Source organism: Streptomyces sp. NPDC003284 (assembly GCF_053589675.1).
The window spans coordinates 44,342-68,326 of record NZ_JBSFSI010000003.1; the positions used below are offsets into that span (position 1 = coordinate 44,342).

At 69.1% G+C, this 23,985-nt stretch carries 18 protein-coding genes and 3 tRNA genes; 13 read left to right on the top strand and 8 right to left on the bottom strand.

From position 1 onward, the window contains the following. Nucleotides 1-21 precede the first annotated feature (21 nt). The 10 genes from ACWDYF_RS07195 to ACWDYF_RS07240 all read left to right on the top strand — a co-directional run bounded on the left by ACWDYF_RS07195 (nucleotide 22) and on the right by ACWDYF_RS07240 (nucleotide 11,981). On the top strand, nucleotides 22-1,392 hold the full coding sequence (locus tag ACWDYF_RS07195; protein ID WP_451584264.1) for a protein kinase domain-containing protein: 1,371 nt from the start codon (nucleotides 22-24) through the stop codon (nucleotides 1,390-1,392). Nucleotides 1,393-1,883: 491 nt separating this feature from the next. Next, on the top strand, nucleotides 1,884-2,228 hold the full coding sequence (locus ACWDYF_RS07200) for a trypco2 family protein (RefSeq protein ID WP_389462855.1): 345 nt from the start codon (nucleotides 1,884-1,886) through the stop codon (nucleotides 2,226-2,228). Between the two features lie 285 nt (nucleotides 2,229-2,513). Then, nucleotides 2,514-5,543 (top strand): tetratricopeptide repeat protein, encoded by a 3,030-nt coding sequence (locus tag ACWDYF_RS07205; protein WP_389462854.1) that lies wholly within the window; start codon nucleotides 2,514-2,516, stop codon nucleotides 5,541-5,543. A 198-nt stretch (nucleotides 5,544-5,741) separates the two neighbouring features. Then, nucleotides 5,742-5,816: transfer RNA gene (locus ACWDYF_RS07210), tRNA-Asp, on the top strand. A 24-nt stretch (nucleotides 5,817-5,840) separates the two neighbouring features. Further along, nucleotides 5,841-5,914: transfer RNA gene (locus ACWDYF_RS07215), tRNA-Phe, on the top strand. 78 nt (nucleotides 5,915-5,992) lie between these two features. Beyond that, nucleotides 5,993-6,661 carry a histone deacetylase gene (locus tag ACWDYF_RS07220; RefSeq protein ID WP_389462853.1) on the top strand — a complete coding sequence of 223 codons (669 nt, stop codon included), beginning with the start codon at nucleotides 5,993-5,995 and terminating at the stop codon, nucleotides 6,659-6,661. A gap of 112 nt (nucleotides 6,662-6,773) precedes the next feature. Further along, on the top strand, nucleotides 6,774-7,193 hold the full coding sequence (locus tag ACWDYF_RS07225) for a hypothetical protein (protein WP_389462852.1): 420 nt from the start codon (nucleotides 6,774-6,776) through the stop codon (nucleotides 7,191-7,193). A 117-nt stretch (nucleotides 7,194-7,310) separates the two neighbouring features. Further along, entirely contained in the window at nucleotides 7,311-11,300 is a 3,990-nt protein-coding gene (hrpA, locus tag ACWDYF_RS07230) for an ATP-dependent RNA helicase HrpA (protein ID WP_389462851.1), read from the top strand. A gap of 92 nt (nucleotides 11,301-11,392) precedes the next feature. Further along, a tRNA-Asp gene (locus ACWDYF_RS07235) sits at nucleotides 11,393-11,467 on the top strand. Nucleotides 11,468-11,684: 217 nt separating this feature from the next. Then, entirely contained in the window at nucleotides 11,685-11,981 is a 297-nt protein-coding gene (locus ACWDYF_RS07240; RefSeq protein WP_389462850.1) for a DUF6274 family protein, read from the top strand. Between the two features lie 466 nt (nucleotides 11,982-12,447). On the opposite strand, the gene bldC is transcribed toward ACWDYF_RS07240, so the two are convergent. Together bldC and ACWDYF_RS07250 are read right to left on the bottom strand one after the other, a co-directional pair. Then, entirely contained in the window at nucleotides 12,448-12,654 is a 207-nt protein-coding gene (gene bldC / locus ACWDYF_RS07245; RefSeq protein ID WP_003949541.1) for a developmental transcriptional regulator BldC, read from the bottom strand. 534 nt (nucleotides 12,655-13,188) lie between these two features. Next, a complete protein-coding gene (locus ACWDYF_RS07250; RefSeq protein WP_381739070.1) occupies nucleotides 13,189-14,073 on the bottom strand; it encodes a hypothetical protein in 885 nt (294 codons plus the stop codon). Nucleotides 14,074-14,304: 231 nt separating this feature from the next. On the opposite strand from ACWDYF_RS07250, the gene ACWDYF_RS07255 reads away from it, so the two are divergent. After that, the gene (locus tag ACWDYF_RS07255) at nucleotides 14,305-15,399 is read left to right on the top strand and encodes a Leu/Phe/Val dehydrogenase (RefSeq protein WP_037894662.1); all 1,095 of its coding nucleotides are present in this window, start codon (nucleotides 14,305-14,307) and stop codon (nucleotides 15,397-15,399) included. 302 nt (nucleotides 15,400-15,701) lie between these two features. Beyond that, nucleotides 15,702-15,956, top strand: coding sequence for a DUF3073 domain-containing protein (locus tag ACWDYF_RS07260; RefSeq protein ID WP_018566386.1), 255 nt, complete (start codon nucleotides 15,702-15,704; stop codon nucleotides 15,954-15,956). A 107-nt stretch (nucleotides 15,957-16,063) separates the two neighbouring features. On the opposite strand, the gene purM is transcribed toward ACWDYF_RS07260, so the two are convergent. The 6 genes from purM to purS all read right to left on the bottom strand — a co-directional run bounded on the left by purM (nucleotide 16,064) and on the right by purS (nucleotide 23,277). Further along, the gene (purM, locus tag ACWDYF_RS07265; protein WP_018566385.1) at nucleotides 16,064-17,128 is read right to left on the bottom strand and encodes a phosphoribosylformylglycinamidine cyclo-ligase; all 1,065 of its coding nucleotides are present in this window, start codon (nucleotides 17,126-17,128) and stop codon (nucleotides 16,064-16,066) included. A gap of 44 nt (nucleotides 17,129-17,172) precedes the next feature. After that, complete coding sequence (purF, locus tag ACWDYF_RS07270; RefSeq protein ID WP_381739068.1) at nucleotides 17,173-18,702, bottom strand: amidophosphoribosyltransferase; 1,530 nt, start codon at nucleotides 18,700-18,702, stop codon at nucleotides 17,173-17,175. A gap of 260 nt (nucleotides 18,703-18,962) precedes the next feature. After that, nucleotides 18,963-19,760 (bottom strand): maleylpyruvate isomerase family mycothiol-dependent enzyme, encoded by a 798-nt coding sequence (locus tag ACWDYF_RS07275; protein WP_389462849.1) that lies wholly within the window; start codon nucleotides 19,758-19,760, stop codon nucleotides 18,963-18,965. 312 nt (nucleotides 19,761-20,072) lie between these two features. Continuing rightward, on the bottom strand, nucleotides 20,073-22,331 hold the full coding sequence (gene purL / locus ACWDYF_RS07280; RefSeq protein WP_018566382.1) for a phosphoribosylformylglycinamidine synthase subunit PurL: 2,259 nt from the start codon (nucleotides 22,329-22,331) through the stop codon (nucleotides 20,073-20,075). Continuing rightward, a complete protein-coding gene (gene purQ / locus ACWDYF_RS07285; RefSeq protein ID WP_389462848.1) occupies nucleotides 22,328-23,008 on the bottom strand; it encodes a phosphoribosylformylglycinamidine synthase subunit PurQ in 681 nt (226 codons plus the stop codon). The genes purL and purQ overlap by 4 nt, the downstream gene beginning before the upstream one ends. After that, a complete protein-coding gene (gene purS / locus ACWDYF_RS07290) occupies nucleotides 23,005-23,277 on the bottom strand; it encodes a phosphoribosylformylglycinamidine synthase subunit PurS (protein ID WP_018566380.1) in 273 nt (90 codons plus the stop codon). The genes purQ and purS overlap by 4 nt, the downstream gene beginning before the upstream one ends. 365 nt (nucleotides 23,278-23,642) lie before the next feature. On the opposite strand from purS, the gene ACWDYF_RS07295 reads away from it, so the two are divergent. Further along, the gene (locus ACWDYF_RS07295) at nucleotides 23,643-23,960 is read left to right on the top strand and encodes a histone-like nucleoid-structuring protein Lsr2 (protein WP_018566379.1); all 318 of its coding nucleotides are present in this window, start codon (nucleotides 23,643-23,645) and stop codon (nucleotides 23,958-23,960) included. The last annotated feature ends 25 nt before the right edge of the window (nucleotides 23,961-23,985 follow it).

Sequence of the window (23,985 nt, forward strand, 5' to 3'; positions counted from 1 at the left end):
GTGCCGGGGGTACACCGTCGCGTGGGACGCTACGAACTCGGAGAACTCATTGGCAGGGGAGGGATGGGACAGGTCTGGGCGGGACGCGACCCTGAACTGAGCCGGCACGTCGCCATCAAGCTCATTCACCCCCGGGAGGGCTCCACTCGCTCCGATGCCGGAGTCGCCCGTTTCCGCCGCGAGGCCCAGATCATGGCGCGGCTCGCCCACCCAGGTATCCCGCAGATCTATGACATCGTCACCGATCCTGCGGGCGGTGGGCGCCTCTACATCGTCATGCAGCGGCTGTTCGGATCCCCGCTCAACAACATCTGCCGGGACTTTGGCCGACTGCCCATCCCGTGGGCGGCCTGCCTGGGGGCCCATCTGTGCTCGGTGCTGACTTACACCGGGAGTGTGCCGCTCGTCCACCGCGACCTGAAGCCCGCCAACATCATGGTTGCGGACAGCGGTCTCGCGATGGTGCTGGATTTCGGTGTCTCCGCGCTGCTCGAAGGCGACCACACCCCCTTGACCCCGGAGGGCTTTCCCGTCGGCACGCCCCGGTACATGTCCCCCGAGCAGGCGCGGGCGGTCGAGGTCACCCCACGGAGCGATCTCTACGCACTGGGCTGCATCCTCTACGAACTCCTGACCGGGCGACCGCCGTTTACGCAGGACAATGCGGCCAGTCTTCTTTACCACCATGTGCACGAGCCTCCCGTTCCCGTGCGGGAGCTGCGTCCGGAGGCTGGTCCCGATCTGGACCTTCTGGTGCTGGACCTGCTCGCCAAGCGCCCAGAAGACCGGCCTGCGACTGCTCAGGAGGTCTTCAAGCGTCTCCTTCCGTTCTTCCCGAGAGGGCACCGATGGGTTGGCATAGGGGTGGCAGGAGGGGAGCAGTCTGGGCTCAGCCGTCTCGTACATCCGGAGCCCGCGTGGTTCGCCGTGCCTTCGGCCAGTAAGGGGGCACCGGCTGCGGACGCGGACAGTCTCCGGGAGGCGGACGCTGTGTTCGAGGAGGAGGAATACGGGCGTGCGCTGCTGCTGTACCGCAAGTACGTGGCCCCGCTCGCCGCCCGAGGAGCGGAGAACAGCACGGAAGGGCTGAAGGCCCGTGGTCAGATCGCCTATTGCCTAATGAAGCTGGGCGAGATGGCGCAAGCGTTGGAGGCATTCGAAGCCGTACTGAAGGCGGTGGATGGTGCCTTATCGCCCACTGACACGTTCGTCCTGACCACCCGTCGTCGGCACGGTCTGCTGCTGCACTCTGCGGGCCGACTGTCGGAGGCGTTCAACGTACTGGTTGCCCTTTACCACGACCTACTCCACACCCTGGGGGCGGAGTCTCCGGAGACGGATCGCGTACGCGCGGCACTGAATCAGCTGCGCCGTCAGATGCGGTCCAGCTGACACTGCAGTCGGTCGCCGAGCCCGTCGGCACTCCCCCGACACAACGCCGGGGCAGTAGCGAGGCGGTTGAAGGGCCCGGCTACGGCTGGTCGGAGAACTGCGGGGCCTTCTGCTGGCACGTCACCACCGCTCCCAGCACCAGTAAGCGTAGTGCTCCTCCGTTGCGCGACATGGCGGCCGAGATAGTCGGCCCAACTCGTCCTCGCTACCGAGACCTGCTCACGGCGGCCCCGGAAGCGGCGACCCTTTGCCGTGCAGTCTCGCCCGCCCGGTACACCTCAGCCAGCCCATGGGGCGACAACATTCTGCTCATCGACGACACCTGGACCACCGGCAACCATGCCCAGTCCGCATCCGCCGCGCTGAGGGCAGCCGGCGTGAGCCGTGGGACGAAATGCTCGTGAGCTCGATGGGAGTCGGTAAAGGAGTCGGCTGCCGAGGTGGCCGCAGGTAGGGTTAGGGATCCGGGGAGTCGTGGCGTGGGGGAGAGTATGAGCGAGCCGTTTTCCGAGATCGAACTCACGCAGGCAGTCGCCGTTCTGCGGCAGCAGTTGGTTGCTGCTGCGACTGCGGCCAGTGGCCAGGCGCCTCTCTTTGATGTACGGGAACTGACCATGGAGTTCTCCGTTGAGCTGCGCAGGGATGCCCAGGCCAAGGCGGGTTTTCGTGCCTGGGTGGTGTCTGGCGAGACCGGTGCCGCTGTGAGTAGGCACAAATCGCACCGGGTCACGCTCACTCTTGCGCCGAAGAACGCAGCGGATGGCAGCAGCTGGGTCATCGGCAACCCCGAAGCCGCTGATCTTTCGGAGTTCGATGACGGGCCGCGGCTATCTTAGGGGTGAGGGGCGCTCATGGGAACCTCTGCGCGGCTGAACATCGCAGTCGTTGAGGGGGAGGGGCAGGGCACCGGGCTCCTGCTAGGGGCCAGGCTCGTGCTGACTGCAGCACATTTGTTGGGCGACAAGCCTGTGCGTGTCGCGGTACCGCGCGGGCTAGGGCCCCGTATCTGCGATGTGCTGTGGTGCGGCGATGGCGAACGATCTGACGCTGCACTGTTGTTGGCGTAGTCAGACCTTGTCGGTGACGGACCTGAAACCGTTCGGTGGGGTGAGCCGGGAGACATGAACCCATGGTCTGGATGTGAAGTTCTTGGCTTTCCTCGGGTGCAGCGCCGGGAAAACCGGCCGGACACGGAGCAGTTTGTCGGCATGCTCAAGCCGGGTTCGGCCCTATTACGGGGACGCTACGTTATTGATGGGGAGCACTCTGCCCCGCGGCCGGTAGCGGACGGCTCGCCGTGGCAGGGCATGTCCGGAGCTGCTGCGATGCTGCACGGCCACGTGATCGGTGTTGCCGTCCAAGACCCAGGGGGATGGGGACATGGCCGACTAGAAGTCGTGCCTGCTCGCCTGCTGTTGGAAGACGAAGTGTTCGTGGATCTCGTACAGCGCCATACGGGAGTACACCCGGCGCTCGAACCCTTAGTACGGAGCGCCACCGGCAGTTCGTTGCACGACGTGACCGATTCCGTCAACGTCGCCACGGCCATGGGCGGCACGATCGATTGGGAAGAGGTGTCGGCAGCTTCAGCTGCCCACTTTGGGGTGCACCGGGTACGGGAAGTGTCCGGATTCCCCAGGATGGTGGACTGGCTTCCGCGAGACTTCGACAACGAGTTGGAGAGTCAACTTGCCGAGGCGGTTGGGAGCGGAGGCCTTGTTCTACTCACCGGCCCTTCTGCAGCGGGCAAGACCCGGTCGGCCTTCGAAGCCGTCCAGCGAGTCTGTCCGGACTGGCTTGTCTGCCGTCCTGAGCCAGCCACGGACTTGAGCGGACTGACTGCGACCTGTCGTACTGGCGCCCGGCACTTGGTGTGGCTCGATGACCTGGAGGGGCACCTGCATAGCACAGGCCTTACGGCGGGCCTGCTGGCAGAGCTTCAACGGCGGGGTGTGGTCGTGGTGGCCACACTGCGGTCGCATTTGTACGACGATCTACTGCAGCTGGACAGTGCTGCGGTATCACTGGGCGGACCCACGTACGGCTCAAGGGCGGCTGGTCGTCTTCTGCGTCAGGCTCGCCATGTACAGGTACCACGTACGTGGTCCGAAGCGGAGCGGGTGGAAGCGGGTCGGTCGAAGGACCCGCGGGTCATTCAGGCTCTTGAAGCGGGTGAAGGGTACGGGCTCGCTGAGTATCTCGCTGCTGGTCCACAGTTGCTGGAGAGGTGGAAGGCAGGTGACGACCGTCATCCCCGAGGAGCGGCACTGGTGGCTGCTGCGGTGGATCTCGCGCGTACCGGCCTTGCGGGCCCCTTGCCTGCTGATGCCATTGAGGAACTGCACGGTGCCTGTTTGCAGCGAGCCGGCGGCGCAGCGTTGCGGCCCGAGCCCATCAAGGAAGCGTGGGAGTGGGCAACTCGTGAATCTCTCGGCATCACAAGCTTGCTGGTTCCCTCAGAGGGCGGTGGGTGGCGCCCCTTCGATTACCTGGTCGCTGGAGCCCCTCAGGGACAGGAGACGTCCGTAAAACTGGACGAGTCGGTATGGCGCAAGGCGTTGGATCTCGCAGAGGGACAAGGTCGGTCCCTAGTTGCCTGGACGGCGCTGACTGCGGAACGCTCTGACATCGCGAAAGAAGCGCTACTGCCTCTGGCTGCAGCGGGCGAGACTACGGCGATGGTGAACCTTGCTGCCGTACTCATTGAGAGCGGGGAGCGGAGCGCTGGGGAGCGGTGGCTGAGAGAAGCCGCTATGCATGGTGATGGAACCGCCATGCTGCATCTCGGTGCTCTCCTCGTGGCCGCAGACGACTCCAGTCAGGGCAGGGAGTGGCTGGAGAAGGCAGTCGAGTCGGGCCGGACGCAGGCACTCCGGCTGCTCGGTGATCTGGCTTCGCAAGACGGTGAGGACGAAGCCGCTGCCGAGCTTTGGGAACGTGGCGCGGAGCAGGGCGATGATGAGTGTGCAGTGAAGTACGGCAACTTGCTTCGGCAGCGATACACGGTGCTGGACGATCGAGGGACCTGGCTGCAGAAGGCGGCCGATCGAGGCTTGTCCGCAGCGGCGCTGTCATTTGCTGGCTGGCTTGCGTACCGAGAGCAGAAAGAAGCAGCGGCTTACTACCTGATTCAGGCACGGGAAAGCGCCTTGGCCGCCGCTAAGGAGGGCGATCCTGATGCCATGATCACGCTTGGCACCGTACTGGCCTGGGAGGGCAATGCGGCGAGCGCCGAGTCATGGTTCCGCAAAGCACGGCAGCGTACACCCTTGTTGATGCCGGACTGGCGGATTGTCCGCGCGGAAGCCGACAGGGGCGGGCTCCAAGCCCTGGCGGTGAGCAGGAGCACCGAGGAGCAGTTGGCGGAAGGGCAACTGGCCGACGTAATGGAGGGGTTGTGGCCGCTTGACTGTCAGTACTGTGGGCTTTCGCTAGGAGCGGGGGTGCCGGCGCTGCGCGTGTTCGAGCAACCTTGGGGTGCCACCGCCAGCCTTTACCACTTGGGCATGTGCCGCTACCCCGAATGGACTGAGAACGACGGCACTCGTCGCGACAGCAGCGTCGGCATTTTCAAGATCATTGGCCCATCAGAACCTCGTCTGACCTGGACGGCGAGCGCGACTCACACGCCTCAGATCACCTTGGACGACAAGAACCCATTGATCCTGCTGGTGAACGCGGGCGTGGAATCCGTAGAGCTGGCTCAGAGCGAGGACGGGCAATGGCGTATGGCGCCGTCTGCCATCCATCAGCGCCAAGGAATGATGCCTGCCGGACATGCGCTGAACGCCATCCCTGGGGCGGCGACCGTGCTTCGACGGCAACTGACTGTGAAGCTGGGCCTTGAGGAGTGGTCGTCCGAGGTCTCGCGTGACATGGAACGCTTGTGCAAACGGCAAGGCGGAGTGCTACTCATCATCACATCTGGGCTTGCTCCTGTGGAGCCGACCGAAGCGGTCCTGAGTATGGCCTTGTCGGCCCCGGATGTCATCGCCGGATGGGTGCCGTTAGTCCAGGGCGAACGTAAGTGGTCACCTCGGTGGAGGGGTCAGTCTCAACCCGATGTCTCCGGTCGTGCGACTGCCGGTAGGCGCTTCTCTCCTTGTATTGGAGGGGTAGCACCGAGCGATGGGGAGTTCTATTCGCTATAGCAATGCCCTCTGAGCCGTGCTGACATGTCAGCGCGAGGGCTTGATCGAGGCAGACAGAACAAGACGCAGAGGGATGAAAACAAGGTCTAATATCCGATTTTCTGGCGAATCCGCAGGTCAGAAAGGTAACGTTTTCGGGTTCGAATCCCGTTGGGGGCGCGCAAGATCGTGTGCAACACTGTTGCACACAAACAGCTTGGTCCTGTGGAGCAGCTTGGAGTGCTCGCCACCCTGTCAAGGTGGAGGCCGCGGGTTCAAATCCCGTCAGGACCGCTGAGGTTTCACGTGAAACCTCGTGGCTGGGTAGCTCAGTTGGTACGAGCGATCGCCTGAAAAGCGATAGGTCGCCGGTTCGACCCCGGCCCCAGCCACCGCAGCCCTTCAGGGCATCGAGCCCCTCTCCGAAGTCCTCGGAGAGGGGCTCGTTCGTGTGTGAGGAGCGGACCGGCGTGAATGCTCTGCACCCCATCGACCCGGTGCGGCCGACCGGCCCGAGCCCGGAGCAGGTCTGGTACACCTCCTACGGCTCGAACATGCAGCTGGAGCGGCTCGCCTTCTATCTGCGCGGCGGCCGTCCGCCGGGGGCCGGACGGGACTGCCCGGGATGCCGTGATCCGCGGCTGCCCGCGCGGTCCCTCGCCGTCGAACTCACCGGCGCCCTCTACTTCGCCACCGAGTCGCCGGTGTGGGGCGGCGGCCGGGCCTTCTACGACCCACGGGCCCAGGGGCGCGTCCTGGCCAGGGCGCACCTGCTGTCGGCCGAGCAGTTCTCCGATGTCGCCGCCCAGGAGATGTACCGGGAGCCCGGCGGGCGCCTCGACCTGGCCGACGTGCTCGCCCGCGGCCGGTCCGTACTGGGCCGGGGCCGCTACGAGACCCTGGTCTGCGCGGGGCGGCTGGAGGGGCTGCCCGTCCTCACGTTCACCGCGCCCTGGGCGATGGACGAGGTGCCCTGGAACGCGCCGTCGGCCGCCTATCTCCGGCTCCTGGCCGACGGGCTGCTGTCGGCCGGCGCCTGGGACACCGACGCGGTCGCCTCGTACCTCGCCGCCTGTCCGGGGGCGGCGGGGCAGTGGTCCGAGCGGGCCGTCCGCGGACTGCTGCGCCCCACGCCGTAGCGAAGGCCGCTGCCGCGGTTGCGCCATCCCCACAACGGACTAGCGTGAAACGTGAGAAAGGCCACATAGGCCGCTCATCGATCCCTCGCCCCACCGACCCTAGGGGGCACTCATGTCCGCCACGCACCGACGAAGGGCCGTCGTTCTGGGCTCGGCCCTCATCGCCGCATCGGTCGTTCTCGGCCCGGTGAGCTTCCAGCAGGCAGCCGCCGCGGCACCGAGCGAGACCCACGCCGGCACCAGCGCCAAGGTCCCCCAGTCCGACCGGGACTACCAGCGCGGCTTCAAGGACGGCTTCAAGGACGGCTTCAAACAGGGCCACCGCGGCTGCGACCACAACGGACGCGGCGACCACGACGGGCGCTCGTTCCCCGGCGACCACATGAAGCCCGCCGCCCTCCAGCAGGACCTGCACAAGGACCTGAAGCAGGACGCCAGGAAGGACCTCAAGAAGGACTCCGGGAAGGACTACAACCGCGGTTACAAGGACGGCTTCAAGTCCGGGTTCAAGCAGGGCCACCGCAACTGCTGACCCCGGCCGCCCGCGTCCGGCCCCGGCCGGTCTCCTCCCCGTCCGCCGCGGCCGGACAAATCATTCGCGACAAATCATTCGCGCGAGATTTCCCCGAGGTGAGATCCTGGGATGCGTATGTCTACGCATCCCGCCCCCGCCCTCGGCGCCCTCGCCACCCGTCTGACCGAGCTGACGCTGCGTGACGCGCACCGGCTCGGGCGCAGGCTCGAAGGCGCGCGCAAGATCCGCAAGCCCGAGGCGCGCGCCGCCGTCCTGGCCGAGATCGACGCCGAGGCCGACAAGGCCGCGCGGCGCATGGCCGAGCGGCGCTCGCGCGTGCCCGCCGTCACCTATCCCGCGCAACTGCCGGTCAGCCAGAAGAAGGACGAGATCGCCACGGCGATCCGCGACCACCAGGTCGTCATCGTCGCCGGTGAGACCGGGTCCGGGAAGACCACGCAGATCCCGAAGATCTGCATGGAGCTGGGCCGGGGCGTGCGCGGCATGATCGGGCACACCCAGCCCCGCCGGATCGCCGCCCGCACGGTCGCCGAGCGGGTCGCCGAGGAGCTGGACACACCGCTCGGCGAGGCCGTCGGCTGGAAGGTGCGGTTCACCGACCAGGTCGACCCGGACGCCACCTTCGTCAAGCTGATGACGGACGGCATCCTGCTCGCCGAGATCCAGACCGACCGCGAGCTGCGCGCCTACGACACGATCATCATCGACGAGGCCCACGAGCGGTCCCTCAACATCGACTTCCTGCTGGGCTATCTCGCCCAGCTGCTGCCCAAGCGGCCCGATCTGAAGGTCGTCATCACCTCGGCGACCATCGACCCCGAGCGGTTCTCCCGGCACTTCGGCGACGCCCCGATCGTCGAGGTCAGCGGGCGGACGTACCCGGTGGAGGTGCGCTACCGGCCGCTCCTGGAGGAGGACTCCGAGGACGCCGACCGGGACCAGATCACCGCGATCACCGACGCCGTCGAGGAGCTGATGGCCGAGGGCTCCGGCGACATCCTGGTCTTCCTCTCCGGCGAGCGGGAGATCCGCGACACCGCCGACGCGCTCACCAAGAAGCAGTACCGCTCCACGGAGGTGCTGCCGCTGTACGCGCGCCTCTCGCACGCCGAGCAGCACCGCGTCTTCCAGCAGCACACCGGCCGCCGGATCGTGCTCGCCACCAATGTCGCCGAGACCTCCCTGACCGTCCCCGGCATCAAGTACGTCATCGACCCCGGCTTCGCCCGGATCTCCCGCTACAGCCATCGCACCAAGGTGCAGCGGCTGCCCATCGAGCCGGTCTCGCAGGCCAGCGCCAACCAGCGCAAGGGCCGCTGCGGGCGTACGTCCGACGGCATCTGCATCCGGCTCTACGGCGAGGACGACTTCCTGGCCCGCCCGGAGTTCACCGACGCGGAGATCCTGCGCACCAACCTCGCCTCCGTCATCCTCCAGATGACCGCGGCCGGCCTCGGCGACATCGAGAAGTTCCCGTTCATCGACCCGCCGGACCACCGCAACATCCGCGACGGCGTGCAGCTCCTCCAGGAGCTGGGCGCGCTCGACCCGGCGCAGAAGGACCCGCGCAAGCGGCTCACCCAGACCGGCCGCAAGCTGGCCCAGCTCCCCGTCGACCCGCGTCTTGCCCGGATGGTCCTGGAGGCCGACAAGAACGGCTGCGCGCGCGAGGTCATGGTGATCGCCGCCGCGCTGTCCATCCAGGACCCGCGCGAGCGCCCCGCCGACAAGCAGGCCCAGGCCGACCAGCAGCACGCCCGCTTCCGGGACGAGTCCAGCGACTTCCTCGCCTTCCTGAACCTCTGGCGCTATCTGCGCGAGCAGCAGAAGGAGCGCGGCTCCTCGTCCTTCCGCCGGATGTGCAAGCAGGAGTACCTCAACTTCCTGCGCATCCGCGAATGGCAGGACATCTACTCCCAGCTGCGCACGGTCGCCAAGCAGATGGGCATCCACCTCAACGAGGACGACGCCCCCGGCGACCGCGTCCATGTCTCCCTGCTGGCCGGTCTGCTCTCGCACATCGGCATGAAGGACGTGAAGGAGTCCAAGGACTCCGCACCGCAGCAGGGCCGCAGGGACGGCGGCCGGGGCGAGTACCTGGGCGCCCGCAACGCCAAGTTCGCGATCTTCCCCGGCTCCGCGCTGTTCAGGAAGCCGCCGCGGTTCGTGATGTCCGCCGAGCTGGTCGAGACCTCCCGCCTGTGGGCGCGGGTCAACGCGAAGATCGAGCCCGAGTGGGTCGAGCCGCTGGCCGGCCACCTGCTGAAGCGGACGTACAGCGAACCGCACTGGGAGAAGGACCAGGCCGCGGTGATGGCGTACGAGAAGGTGACGCTGTACGGCGTGCCGATCGTGGCCCAGCGGAAGGTCAACTACGGCCGGATCGACGCGGAGGCCAGCCGTGAGCTGTTCATCCGCAACGCCCTGGTGGAGGGCGACTGGCGCACCCACCACAAGTTCTTCGCCGACAACCGCAGACTGCTCAGCGAGGTCGAGGAGCTGGAGCACCGCGCCCGGCGCCGGGACATCGTCGTCGACGACGAGACGCTGTACGACTTCTACGACCAGCGGGTGCCCGAGCACGTCGTCTCCGGCGCCCACTTCGACTCCTGGTGGAAGCACAAGCGGCACGAGCAGCCCGACTTCCTGGACTTCGAGCGGGAGATGCTCGTCCGGGAGTCGGCGCAGGCGGTCACCAAGGCCGACTACCCGGACTCCTGGCGCCAGGGCGCGCTGAAGTTCCGGGTGACCTACCAGTTCGAACCGGGCGCGGACGCGGACGGAGTGACCGTCCACATCCCGCTCCAGGTGCTCAACCAGGTCACCGACGAGGGCTTCGACTGGCAGATCCCGGGCCTGCGCGAGGAGGTCGTCACCGAGCTGATCCGCTCGCTGCCCAAGCCGATCCGCCGGCACTACGTCCCCGCGCCCAACTACGCGAAGGCGTTCCTGGAGCAGGCGGTGCCCCTCCAGGAGCCGCTGACCACGACCATGGCGCGCGAGCTGAAGCGCAGGGTCGGGGTGCCGTTCGAGGCCGAGGACTTCGACTGGGCGAAGGTCCCCGACCATCTGAAGATCACCTTCCGGATCGTCGACGAGCGGCGCCGCAAGCTGGCCGAGGACAAGGACCTCGAAGCGCTCAAGCTGAAGCTCCGGCCGAAGGCGCGCCAGGCCCTGTCCCAGGCCGCCGCGGCGACCGCGGAGCGCAGCGGCGGCGAGTCGCTGGAGCGCTCGGGGCTGACCGACTGGACGATCGGCTCGCTCACCCGGGTCTTCGAGACCCGCCGGGCCGGTCAGCCGGTGAAGGCGTACCCGGCGCTGGTGGACGACGGACCGGCGGCGGGCACCGTCTCGGTGCGGCTCTTCGACACCGAGGCGGAGCAGGCCGAGGCCATGTGGCGGGGCACGCGCCGGCTGATCCTGCGCAACATCCCGGTGAACCCGGCGAAGTTCGCGTCCGAGAAGCTGACCAACCAGCAGAAGATCGGACTGTCGGCCAATCCGCACGGGTCGATCCAGGCTCTGTTCGACGACTGCGCCACGGCGGCGGCTGACCGGCTGATCGCCGACTTCGGCGGACCGGCCTGGGACGAGGAGTCGTACCGCAAGCTCTACGACAAAGTACGGTCCGAGATCGTGGACCTGACCGTACGGACCGTGGGCCAGGTGCAGCAGGTGCTGGCCGCCTGGCAGGCGTGCGAACGCCGCCTCAAGGCGGTCCGCAGCCCCGCGCTGCTGGCCAATCTGACGGACGTACGGCAGCAGTTGGACGCCCTCGTGAAGCCCGGCTTCGTCACCGAGGCGGGGATACGGCGGCTGCCCGACCTGATGCGCTATCTGGTCGCGGCGGACCGGCGGCTCCAGCAGATGCCGACCAGCGTCCAGCGGGACACCACGCGCATGGAGAAGGTCCGGGAGATGCGCGACGAGTACGCGTGGCTGCTGGAGCAGCTGCCGCAGGGCCGCCCGGTGCCGCAGCAGGTGCGCGACATCCGCTGGATGCTGGAGGAGCTGCGGGTCAGCTACTTCGCGCACGCGCTGGGCACGGCGTACCCCGTCTCCGACAAGCGGATCGTGAAGGCGATCGACGCCGCGGCACCGTGATGCCACCGGCACACTGAGTGAGTTCGACCAGGCGGCCCGCCTCCTGTAGAGTCTCTTCTCGCAGCGCAACGCGAGTTCGGCGCCGCGAACAAGGTCCTGTGGAGCAGCTTGGAGTGCTCGCCACCCTGTCAAGGTGGAGGCCGCGGGTTCAAATCCCGTCAGGACCGCAAGTAGGGCCCGTATCCCGGTGGATGCGGGCCTTCTTCGTGTCCGGGCGCACGACCCCGCAGGCCGCGCCCGCCGCACCCCTCGGGTACGCGGCAGACCGTGCCCGCGCCGCCCTCCGCGCCGACGCGGCCCGCTCCGCGGTCTCTTGACGGAGTCACATTCCCTCGGTACCCCAGAGGCAGGGTCCGTCGCGGCACGGCCCGCTGGAGGTGGCGTATGGCGGCGTCGGCCAGGCACGAGACCCGGGCACTCCTCCGCGCGCACCTCGCGGCCGCGTCCTCGTACGGCCATCTCACCAGCCGCTGCCCCGCCTGCCACCGGCTGCTGCGGCTGGCGATGGAGAGCGCGCCGGGGCCGCCGGCCTCCGCGGCGAAGGCCCCGCGGTTCCCCGACGCCCGGCAGAAGCCTCTGAGCGGCGCTCTGACGCCCCGGGAGGCGGTCGGGGTGCTGGAACCGCCGGAGGCGCCCGGCGCGCCGGAGGCCGTGGAACCCGACCGCTCCTCGGCCGGGTGAGCGAACGCCCCGGTTCCCGAACTCCCGTCCGCGCAGGGCGCGATGAGACCGGAGGCTTCTTTAGCGCACGGCGAGGGCCGGCAACAAGCGCCTTGCGATGTGACGGGTGTCACCGCACGAGTTTCTGAAAGCCCTGTCCTTACACCCCGCCTACAAGCAGTCAATTTAATATGTGCAATTGCACCGCACTCCAGGGCTCCCCACCAGGGATCCGACACGCCTCCCCAGCCTCGGACAAGGCCGCTCACCGGCCCGGCCCGCACCCCCGCCGACCGCACAAAAAAGATCGCGCTGGACCCGGCGGAGTCCAGCGCGATCGACGACGCACCCTGTTCACTTGCCCGACAAAGCTCTGAAGGCTTGGGCGTGGGACCTGTTGGGGCAGGACCCGCGTCGCTTGGAGCTGTTGGTCCCGGACGCGACGACTGGTTGGGGGACCAGCCGGTTTGCCCGGTTATGAAGTTGTTCAGGCCTCGCTGCGCTGCTGCGGGATGCCCGCGAGCAGAGCGCGGACCTCGGCCTCGCGGTAGCGGCGGTGCCCGCCGAGCGTGCGGATCGACGTGAGCTTGCCGGCCTTCGCCCAGCGCGTGACCGTCTTGGGGTCGACGCGGAACATGGTGGCGACCTCAGCCGGGGTCAGCAGCGGCTCGGCATCAGGGGTGCGAGCGGTCATGAGCGGCCTCCTCGGGAGAACCGAACCTTCTCGGTTCTTTCCTCTAAATTCTGCACCTTGACCCGCGTTGCCCGAAATGGCGGACGCGAGTCGAGTCGGTTATAGGACGAACGGCTTGTCCTCGGCACTACAACTACACCATCTGTCCAGCCGCGTCGGCCAAACCGATGGAATTGCCCTCCCAGGTGTTCATCAGCGACGGATGCCGATGGACCATGCCATAGCGGACAGTCACACCACTGTGACGATCAGTCACAGGGCGATCAGGAAGTCACCAGACCCCCCAAAGCGTGCAATGCTGAGATCCCACCCAAGACGGAGCATAAGCGGGCGGAAGGAGCCCTCCCCGGACTCCTTGTCCTATTTTGGCATGAGGGGGGGCAACCTAGGCAAGGGTCAGGTAAGTGCAGTCCATCACCCTTGACACATACGCCCGGATCGTGCCGTACGTCCCGTCAGCTCCGCTAAAGACCCTTGACCGTACGCTGTTCGACGCCTTTCGAGCCGTGATGCAGGTCACTCTCTGACACAGCGTCAGTTGGCCGACCGCCGGTCACGCACCGCGCGCCACCGCTCCACGAGCCGTCCGTACGCCTCCGCGGCCGCCGCCCCGTCCCCCCGGCGCAGCGCCTCGACGCCCTCGGCCACGTCCGCGGCCGAGTGGTCGCCCTCCAGCTCACCGGCCGGCAGCACATGCACCAGACCGCCGTAGTCCAGCTCCACCAGCGAGCGCGGGTGGAACTCCTCCAGCCAGCGGCCCACGTCCACCAGCCCGTCGATCAGCGGCCCCTCGTCGACGGCCTCGCGCAGCGCGCGCAGCGCCCGCGCCACCCGCCGCCGGGCCTGCACCATCGGCGTCCGGTAGCGCAGCGAGGGCTGCTCGTCCCCGAAGGCGGCCGCCGCGTCCCGCGCCCCGGCCGCCGCGCCGCCCACCCCCTTGACGTACTCCCGCTCCTCGTCGGAGACCAGCACGAACCAGTTGATCGGCACCTGCCAGGTGGAGGTGCGGATCCAGGGGCGGGCGTCCGGGTTCCGGGCCAGCCAGCGCTCGTAGTCCTGGGCGGCCTGGCGGCGCACGAGCGGGGGCAGCACCGCGTCCAGGACCACTGCGGGAAGGTCCTCGGACAGACCGTCCAGGGCCTGCCAGCCGCGCAGCCGGGTCCGCCAGGGGCAGACGCACACCACCCCGTCGACGTCGAGCACGAACGCGTCCCCGCTCTCGTGCACCGGCACCGCCACCGGCGGGGTGGGCAGCAGATCGGCCAGCGAGCGGCGCAGTTCGTCCTGGTAGGAGGGCCGGTCGGGGCGGCGGGCGTAGCGCGCCCAGTGGCTGCGCTCCGGCTCCGGGAAGGCGGCCAGCGGCTCATAGACGCGCAGATAGGTCGCGTACGGGACGACCACGGACGACACCTTGGGCACGCCTGCTCCCTCCCCAGCCCGCCGGGCGCGAAACCCGCCCGGACCGCGCCCGGACGGACGGAAAACCACGGCAAATCGTCCCACGCCCGGGTCGGAAGGTACCTCTAGGGAGGGTGATCCCGACCACTGCGCCGGTGGCGGGGGCGGCCAGGGTCTAATCTCCTGCCACGGCCCCGCCACCCGCACGGGACCGCGACACCACCCGCCGCTACTTACCTGGGAGTCACCACCGTGACCGACGTAACCGGCGCGCACGCTGACGTACTGCACACCCTGTTCCACTCGGAGCAGGGGGGCCACGAACAGGTCGTGCTCTGTCAGGACCGTGCCAGCGGCCTCAAGGCCGTCATCGCCATCCACTCCACCGCCCTCGGACCCGCGCTCGGCGGTACCCGCTTCTACCCGTACGCGAGCGAGGGCGAGGCCGTCGCCGACGCGCTGAACCTCGCCCGCGGCATGTCGTACAAGAACGCCATGGCCGGTCTCGGCCACGGCGGCGGCAAGGCCGTGATCATCGGCGACCCGGAGCTGGTCAAGACCGAGGAGCTGCTGCTCGCCTACGGGCGCTGCGTGGCCTCGCTCGGCGGGCGCTACGTCACCGCGTGCGACGTCGGCACGTACGTGGCCGACATGGACGTGGTGGCGCGCGAGTGCCGCTGGACCACCGGCCGCTCCCCGGAGAACGGCGGCGCGGGCGACTCCTCGGTGCTCACCGCCTTCGGTGTCTACCAGGGCATGCGGGCCAGCGCCCAGCACCTGTGGGGCGACCCGACGCTGCGCGGCCGCAAGGTGGGCGTGGCGGGCGTGGGCAAGGTCGGGCACCACCTGGTGCGGCACCTGCTGGACGAGGGCGCCGAGGTCGTGATCACGGATGTGCGGGCCGAGGCCGTGGACCGGATCGTCGCCGCGCACCCCGAGGTGGCCCGCGCCGCCGACACCGACGCCCTGATCCGCACCGAGGGGCTCGACATCTACGCCCCCTGCGCGCTCGGCGGCGCCCTGAACGACGACTCGGTTCCGGCGCTGACCGCCGCGGTGGTGTGCGGGGCGGCCAACAACCAGCTCGCGCACCCCGGCGTCGAGAAGGACCTGGCCGACCGCGGCATCCTCTACGCGCCGGACTACGTGGTGAACGCGGGCGGGGTCATCCAGGTGGCCGACGAGCTGCACGGCTTCGACTTCGACCGGTGCCGCGCGCAGGCCGCGAAGATCTTCGACACCACGCTCGCGATCTTCGCACGTGCAAAGGAGGACGGCATTCCGCCGGCCGCGGCGGCCGACCGGATCGCCGAGCAGCGGATGGCGGACGCGCGCGCCGCGCGGTGACCGCGGGCCCCTCGACGGGGCGTGTCCGGGCGGTACCTGCCGGTGGCCGGGTGGAGAGAACTGTCACTTCCACCGGCGGGTCGCTCCCCGATAAGTGGTTAAAATCGCCACTGACCAGCGAGGACGGGGCTCCTCGAAGGTTCTGCGCACACGCGCGTCCTGCGGGCGACGTACCGTATGGCCGCGGGCTCAGGTACCGTGGAAGCCCTACGGACCGGTCTCTCTGCGGAGAGCCCGTTCCAGATCATGAACGCGTGTCAGACTCTGGGGCCGTTGAGCCCCGTCGTTGAGGGGGTCGAGCCATGGGGCGCGGCCGGGCCAAGGCCAAGCAGACGAAGGTCGCCCGCCAGCTGAAGTACAACAGCGGTGGGACTGACCTCTCACGCCTGGCCGAGGAGCTGGGCGCATCGACGTCGAATCCGGCGCCGCCGACTAACGGCGACCGTTTCGAGGACGATGAGCAAGACGACGACCTGTACGCACGGTACGCCGACCTCTATGAGGACGACGACGAGGACGAGCGCGGCGACTCCTCACAACACCGTCGCGGCGCCTGACATCCGCGGTCGGTTCTGCCGTCCCACGCGCGTCGCCAGGGTCCTTCACTCACCCGGTCCGGTGCTTCCAGCGCCGGACCGGGTTTTGTGCTGCCCGTACCGGCCGCTCAGGCGTGGTCGCCCACCAGGGCCGCACCCGTGGTGTGCTCGCCCCGGGCGGTGATCTCACCGGCGACCCAGGCGTCGACCCCGCGGTCGGCGAGCGTGGTCAGGGCCGCGTCCGCCGACTCCTGCGGCACGACCGCGATCATGCCCACGCCCATGTTCAGGGTCTTCTCCAGCTCCAGCCGCTCCACGTCACCGCTCCGGCCGACCAGGTCGAAGACCGGGGCCGGGGTCCAGGTGGAGCGGTCGACCACGGCGTGCAGTGTGTCCGGGATCACCCGGGCCAGGTTGGCGGCCAGTCCGCCGCCGGTGATGTGGCTGAAGGCGTGCACCTCGGTGGTCCGGGTCAGCGCCAGGCAGTCCAGCGAGTAGATCTTGGTCGGCTCCAGCAGCTCCTCGCCGAGGGTGCGGCCGAAGTCCTCGATGTGCGCGTCCAGGGACAGACCCGCCCGATCGAGCAGCACGTGCCGCACCAGCGAGTACCCGTTGGAGTGAAGTCCGGAGGCCGCCAGGGCGATCACCGCGTCGCCCTCGCGGATGCGGTCGGGGCCGAGCAGCCGGTCGGCCTCCACCACGCCCGTACCGGCACCGGCGACGTCGAAGTCGTCCTCGCCGAGCAGACCGGGGTGCTCGGCCGTCTCGCCGCCCACCAGGGCGCAGCCGGCCAGGACACAGCCCTCCGCGATGCCCTTGACGATGGCGGCGACCCGCTCGGGGTGGACCTTGCCGACGCAGATGTAGTCGGTCATGAACAGCGGTTCGGCGCCGCAGACCACGATGTCGTCCATGACCATGGCGACCAGGTCGTGGCCGATGGTGTCGTACACGCCCAGGCGCCGGGCGAGGTCGACCTTGGTGCCGACGCCGTCGGTGGCGGAGGCGAGCAGGGGGCGCTCGTAGCGCTTGAGGGCGGAGGCGTCGAAGAGCCCGGCGAAGCCGCCGAGGCCGCCGAGGACCTCGGGGCGCCGCGTCTTCTTCACCCACTCCTTCATCAGCTCGACGGCGCGGTCGCCCGCTTCGATGTCGACGCCCGCCGCTGCGTAGCTGGCCCCGGTGGTCTCAGACATGACGATGAGAACTTTCGTGTCGTACTGCGGGTGTGACGGGCTGACTACGGGCGACGGATGGCGTCGGCCGCGGCCGTGGCGGCGGGCCCTGCGGCCAGCTCGGTCTCCAGCAGCTGCTTGCCGAGCAGCTCCGGGTCGGGGAGTTCCATCGGGTACTCGCCGTCGAAGCAGGCACGGCACAGGTTCGGCTTGGCGATGGTGGTCGCCTCGATCATGCCGTCGATGGAGATGTACGCCAGGGAGTCGGCGCCCAGCGAGGTGCCGATCTCGTCGATGCTCATGCCGTTGGCGATCAGCTCGGCGCGGGTGGCGAAGTCGATGCCGAAGAAGCACGGCCACTTCACCGGCGGCGAGGAGATCCGGATGTGGACCTCGGCGGCGCCGGCCTCGCGGAGCATGCGCACCAGGGCGCGCTGGGTGTTGCCGCGGACGATCGAGTCGTCGACGACGACCAGGCGCTTGCCCCGGATGACCTCCTTCAGCGGGTTCAGCTTCAGCCGGATCCCGAGCTGGCGGATGGTCTGCGAGGGCTGGATGAACGTCCGTCCGACATAGGCGTTCTTGACCAGGCCGGCGCCGAAGGGGATGCCGGACGCCTCCGCGTAGCCGATGGCGGCGGGGGTGCCGGACTCCGGCGTCGCTATGACGAGATCGGCCTCGGCGGGGGCCTCCTTCGCCAGCCGGCGGCCCATCTCGACCCGGGACAGATAGACGTTGCGTCCGGCGATGTCGGTGTCGGGGCGGGCCAGGTAGACGTACTCGAAGACACAGCCCTTGGGCTTCGCTTCTGCGAATCGCGACGTCCGGAGGCCGTTCTCGTCGATGGCGACGAACTCGCCCGGCTCGATCTCGCGCACATAGCTGGCGCCGCAGATGTCGAGGGCGGCGGACTCGGAGGCGACCACCCAGCCGCGCTCCAGCCGGCCGAGGACCAGCGGGCGGATGCCCTGCGGGTCGCGGGCGGCGTACAGCGTGTGCTCGTCCATGAAGACGAGGCTGAAGGCGCCCTTGACCTGCGGGAGGACGGTGTGGGCCGCCTCCTCGATGGTCAGCGGCTTGCCGTCGGCGTCGACCTGGGCGGCCAGCAGGGCCGTCAGCAGGTCGGTGTCGTTGGTGGCCGCGACACGGGTCGAGCGGCCGTTGGTGTCCTTGGGCAGGTCGGCGACCATCTCGGCGAGCTGAGCCGTGTTGACCAGGTTGCCGTTGTGGCCGAGCGCGATCGAGCCGTGCGCGGTGGCGCGGAACGTCGGCTGGGCGTTCTCCCACACGGAGGCGCCGGTGGTCGAGTAGCGGGCGTGTCCGACCGCGATATGACCCTGGAGCGAACCGAGCGAGGTCTCGTCGAAGACCTGGGAGACAAGGCCCATGTCCTTGAAGACGAGGATCTGGGAGCCGTTGCTGACCGCGATTCCCGCGGATTCCTGGCCCCGATGCTGGAGGGCGTAGAGCCCGAAGTACGTGAGCTTTGCGACCTCTTCGCCCGGAGCCCAGACACCGAAGACGCCGCATGCGTCCTGGGGGCCTTTCTCGCCGGGGAGCAGATCGTGATTGAGTCGACCGTCACCACGTGGCACGGCTCCGAGTGTAGGCGAGGTCGACCACTGGTCCGAATTGGGGAATGTCAAAAAAACATCGCCCCGCCCCGCCCGGCAACTGCGACCACTGCCCAACTCTCGGTATTCCCCCAGGTCAGAGGGGTCACTCTGGGGGGCATGGGCGGAACGTCCGGTTGACACGTCCCGCACGACGGGCGCCGTCGGGGCGGGGACGAGTGAGGTGTCGCACATCCCGCGGCGCGCGAACGCCCCCCGGCGCACCGGCTCGGGACACCGGCTCAGGACATCAGCGGCAGCAGCCCGCCGAGGTCGGCCCGCTCGCCGCTCGCGGTGGTCCCGGGCCGGGCGAGCGCGTCCCGCCAGGCGATGCGGCCGGTGGCGAGGCGGAGCCAGGTCAGCGGGTCGGTCTCCACGACGTTGGGCGGGGTGCCGCGGGTGTGCCGGGGGCCCTCGACGCACTGGACGACGGCGTACGGCGGGATCCGCACCTCGGTGGAACCGCCGGGCGCCTTGTGGGCCAGGGCGTCGGCGAGCAGGCGGGTGGCGGCGGCGAGCGCCTGGCGGTCGTACGGGACGTCCAGGCCCGGCACCGCGGCGTTCAGGTCGTCGGTGTGGACGACGAGTTCGACGGCGCGGGTGACGAGGTAGTCGGCGAGCGGCAGGGCGCCCGCGTTGGTGGCCAGCAGCCGGTTGCCCGGGTGGGCGTCCAGCCGGGCGCGCAACTCCTGCCCCACACCGTCGAGATAGGCGGCGGGGTCGGGGTGCTCGGCGGCGATCCGCCGGGTGAAGGCGTCGATGGCCGGGGCACTGTCCGAGGTCGCGAACGGCCAGTCGAGCAGGGCGGTGTCCTGCCGGGCGGGCTCGGGCAGGTCCAGGGCGCGGCCGATCGCGGTGGCCGCCATGCCGATGTGCGCGATCAGTTCCCGGACCGTCCAGTCCCCGAGCCGGGTGGGCGACGCGAGCTGTTCCGGGGGCAGGCCGCGCACGGCGTCCCGTACGGCGTCGAGCTGGGCGAGGACCGCCGTGCGGGTCCGGATCGGGTCGTAGGTCCTGGTGCGCTTCTTGGCCGGGGGCATGGCGGTGAGCCTATGCCGGGACGGCACGGGCGCTCAGGGCCTTTTCGACGGGGGCGCGGGCGCGCGTTCGCGGTCGGCGTCGGCGTCGGCGTCGGCGTCGGCGTCGGCGTCAGGAACGGGCAGCCCTGCTGCCCGCCGAGCCCGCCGCGGCGCGGGGGCGGCGCGACGAACCGGATCCGGGCCTGTCCCCGGTCTGTCCCCGGTCTGTCCCCGGCCTGTTCCCGGGCCGGGTCCGGCGCGGGTCCGGGCACGCCGGAGGGCCCGGCCGCCGGAGCGACCGGGCCTCGCGGCCGCCGCGTGCGGCGGACCGGCTCAGGCGAGCAGCGCCGGGATGGTGCCCTCGTGGGCCTCGCGCAGCTCGTCCAGCGTCAGCGCGAACGCGCCCTGCACCTCGACCGTGTCGCCGTCGACGACACCGATCCGGGCGGCGGGCAGACCGCGCGCGCCGCACATGTCGGTGAAGCGGACCTCCTCCGAGCGCGGCACGGAGACGATCGCGCGCCCGGCCGACTCGGAGAGCAGGAAGGTGAACGCGTCCAGGCCGTCCGGGACAACCAGCCGCGCGCCCTTGCCGCCGAGCAGCGCGGACTCCACGACGGCCTGGACCAGACCGCCGTCGGAGAGGTCGTGCGCGGAGTCGACCATGCCGTCGCGGGAGGCGGAGATCAGGATCTCGGCCAGCAGCCGCTCGCGCTCCAGGTCGACCTGGGGCGGCAGACCGCCGAGGTGGTCGTGGACCACCTGCGACCAGGCCGAACCGCCGAACTCCTCGCGGGTGTCGCCGAGGAGGTAGATCAGCTGGCCCTCCTCCTGGAAGGCGGCCGGGGTGCGGCGGGCCACGTCGTCGATCACACCGAGGACGGCGACGACCGGCGTCGGGTGGATGGCCGCCTCGCCGGTCTGGTTGTAGAGCGAGACGTTGCCGCCGGTCACCGGCGTGCCGAGCTGGAGGCAGCCGTCCGCGAGACCGCGCACGGCCTCGGTGAACTGCCACATGACCGCCGGGTCCTCGGGCGAGCCGAAGTTCAGGCAGTCGGAGACCGCCAGCGGCCTGGCGCCGGTGGTGGCGACATTGCGGTACGCCTCCGCCAGCGCGAGCTGCGCGCCGGTGTACGGGTCGAGCTTGGCGTAGCGGCCGTTGCCGTCCGTGGCGAGGGCGACGCCGAGGCCGGTCTCCTCGTCGATGCGGATCATGCCGGAGTCCTCGGGCATGGCCAGCACGGTGTTGCCCTGCACGAAGTGGTCGTACTGCTGGGTGATCCACTTCTTGGACGCCTGGTTCGGCGAGGCCACCAGCTTCAGGACCTGCGCCTTCAGCTCCTCGGCCGACTCCGGCCGGGGCAGCTTGTTCGCGTCGTCGGCCTGGAGGGCGTCCTGCCAGGACGGGCGGGCGTAGGGGCGCTCGTAGACGGGGCCCTCGTGCGCGACCGTGCGCGGGTCGACGTCGACGATCTTGCCGCCGTGCCAGTAGATCTCCAGGCGGTCGCCGTCGGTGACCTCACCGATGACGGTGGCGATGACGTCCCACTTGGCGCAGATCTCCAGGAACCGGTCGACCTTCTCCGGCTCCACGACCGCGCACATGCGCTCCTGCGACTCGCTCATGAGGATCTCCTCGGGCGAGAGCGTGGAGTCGCGCAGCGGGACGTCGTCCAGGGTGACGCGCATGCCGCCGGAGCCGTTGGAGGCCAGCTCGGAGGTGGCGCAGGACAGACCGGCCGCGCCGAGGTCCTGGATGCCGACGACCAGCTTCTCGGCGAACGCCTCCAGGGTGCACTCGATGAGCAGCTTCTCCTGGAAGGGGTCCCCGACCTGGACGGCGGGGCGCTTGGACGGCTTGGCGTCGTCGAAGGTCTCGGAGGCGAGGATGGAGGCGCCGCCGATGCCGTCGCCGCCGGTCCTGGCCCCGTACAGGATGACCTTGTTGCCCGCGCCGGACGCCTTGGCGAGGTGGATGTCCTCGTGCTTCATGACGCCGATGGCACCGGCGTTGACCAGCGGGTTGCCCTGGTAGCAGGCGTCGAAGACGACCTCGCCGCCGATGTTGGGCAGGCCCAGGCAGTTGCCGTAGCCGCCGATGCCCGCGACCACGCCGGGCAGCACCCGCTTGGTGTCGGGGTGGTCGGCGGCGCCGAAGCGCAGCGGGTCCACGACGGCGACCGGGCGGGCGCCCATCGCGATGATGTCGCGCACGATGCCGCCGACGCCGGTGGCCGCGCCCTGGTAGGGCTCCACGTACGAGGGGTGGTTGTGCGACTCCACCTTGAAGGTGACGGCGTAGCCCTGGCCGACGTCCACGACACCGGCGTTCTCGCCGATGCCGACGAGCATCGCGTCGGACTCGGGGGCCTTCTCGCCGAACTGGCGCAGATGGACCTTGGAGGACTTGTACGAGCAGTGCTCGGACCACATCACGGAGTACATGGCCAGCTCGGCACCGGTCGGGCGGCGGCCGAGGATCTCCACGACCCGCTCGTACTCGTCCTTCTTCAGGCCCAGTTCGGCCCAGGGCAGCTCGACGTCGGGGGTCGCGGCCGCGTGCTCGACCGTGTCCAGAGGCGTCCTGCTCATGCGGTGACCAGCTTCTTGAGGATCGAGGTGAAGAACGGGAGGCCGTCGGTGCGGCCGGTGCCGATCAGCGGCTCGGTGGCGTGCTCGGGGTGCGGCATCAGGCCGACCACGTTGCCGGCCTCGTTGGTGATGCCGGCGATGTCGTTGAGCGAGCCGTTGGGGTTGACGTCGAGGTAGCGGAAGGCGACCCGCCCCTCGGCCTCCAGCTTGTCCAGCGTGTACCGGTCGGCCACATAGCGGCCGTCCATGTTCTTCAGCGGGATGTGGATCTCCTGGCCGGCCGTGTAGTCGGCGGTCCAGGCGGTCTCCGCGTTCTCCACCCGCAGCTTCTGGTCGCGGCAGATGAAGTGCAGGTGGTCGTTGCCGAGCATGCCGCCGGGGAGCAGGTGGGCCTCGGTGAGGACCTGGAAGCCGTTGCAGATGCCGAGGACCGGCAGACCGGCCTTCGCCTGCTCGATGACGGTCTCCATCACCGGCGAGAAGCGGGAGATGGCACCGGCCCGCAGATAGTCGCCGTAGGAGAAGCCGCCGGGCAGGACGACCGCGTCGACCTGCCTGAGGTCCTTGTCCTTGTGCCAGAGGGCGACCGGTTCGGCGCCCGCCAGGCGGATCGCCCGCTGGGTGTCGCGGTCGTCGAGGCTGCCCGGGAAAGTGACGACGCCAATACGAGCGGTCACTTCGCGGCCCCCGCAACCACGTCGTCGGACTCGACCTTGACGGTGAAGTCCTCGATGACGGTGTTGGCGAGGAAGGATTCGGCAAGATCGTGAATGCGGGCGAGCGCTGCCTCGTCGACGGGCCCGTCCACTTCCAGTTCGAATCGCTTTCCCTGACGTACGTCGGAGATGCCGTCGAAACCCAGGCGCGGCAGTGCGCGCTGCACCGCCTGGCCCTGGGGGTCGAGGATCTCCGGCTTGAGCATGACGTCGACTACGACGCGTGCCACTGGCACTCCCGGTGTGTGGTGCTGAGCAGGTTCCTTCAGACTACCCGCACAAAATTTCTACGCGGGTAGACCTGTAGGAAAGTACGTGACGCCGGTCACGATCGGGCCTCGATCGGGGGGCTTCGTGAAAAGTTCTGGGAAAGTTCGGCGTTCCGTCTCGCATCGGGTATTGCACTGTGCCACGCGGGGACACGCGGACAGATTTAGTCGGGGCTTCACTTCACAATGCTCGGCACTGTACAAATGAATTGGCAACAGCCGATACTTTTCCCGATAACCGGCGGACAGCCGGCATCTCCGAACGTCCCCGCATGTCATGGCGGAGCAGATGGGCGCGGAGGTGCCGAACGAAGGGACCGATATTCGTGGCGCAGCGTGTCGTGGTCACTCTCTTTGACGACATCGACGGCTCGGAAGCGGCGGAGACGATCGCCTTCGGACTCGACGGCAGGTTCTACGAGATCGACCTGAACCAAACCCATGCCAAGAAACTGCGTAAGGCGCTGGAGCCCTACGTCGAGGCGGGCCGCAAGCGGTCCAGGTCGGGCAAGGCCTACCGGCAGACGGAGGTGGCCCCCGACCCGGCCGCCGTCCGGGCCTGGGCACAGGCCAACAAGATGGACGTGCCGGCCCGCGGACGCATCCCCAAGAAGGTCTACGAGGCGTTCAGCGCGGCCCAGTGACGGGCGGCGGTCCGGGCCGGACACC

Excerpts from the sequence above, each read along its gene's own strand:
- ACWDYF_RS07225 (WP_389462852.1), top strand. The coding sequence starts at position 6,774 with ATGTCCGCCACGCACCGACGAAGGGCCGTCGTTCTGGGCTCGGCCCTC.
- purL (WP_018566382.1), bottom strand. The coding sequence starts at position 22,331 with ATGAGCAGGACGCCTCTGGACACGGTCGAGCACGCGGCCGCGACCCCC.
- ACWDYF_RS07200 (WP_389462855.1), top strand. The coding sequence starts at position 1,884 with ATGAGCGAGCCGTTTTCCGAGATCGAACTCACGCAGGCAGTCGCCGTT.
- bldC (WP_003949541.1), bottom strand. The coding sequence starts at position 12,654 with ATGACCGCTCGCACCCCTGATGCCGAGCCGCTGCTGACCCCGGCTGAG.
- ACWDYF_RS07240 (WP_389462850.1), top strand. The coding sequence starts at position 11,685 with ATGGCGGCGTCGGCCAGGCACGAGACCCGGGCACTCCTCCGCGCGCAC.
- ACWDYF_RS07205 (WP_389462854.1), top strand. The coding sequence starts at position 2,514 with ATGAACCCATGGTCTGGATGTGAAGTTCTTGGCTTTCCTCGGGTGCAG.
- ACWDYF_RS07275 (WP_389462849.1), bottom strand. The coding sequence starts at position 19,760 with ATGCCCCCGGCCAAGAAGCGCACCAGGACCTACGACCCGATCCGGACC.
- hrpA (WP_389462851.1), top strand. The coding sequence starts at position 7,311 with ATGTCTACGCATCCCGCCCCCGCCCTCGGCGCCCTCGCCACCCGTCTG.
- purM (WP_018566385.1), bottom strand. The coding sequence starts at position 17,128 with ATGTCTGAGACCACCGGGGCCAGCTACGCAGCGGCGGGCGTCGACATC.
- ACWDYF_RS07260 (WP_018566386.1), top strand. The coding sequence starts at position 15,702 with ATGGGGCGCGGCCGGGCCAAGGCCAAGCAGACGAAGGTCGCCCGCCAG.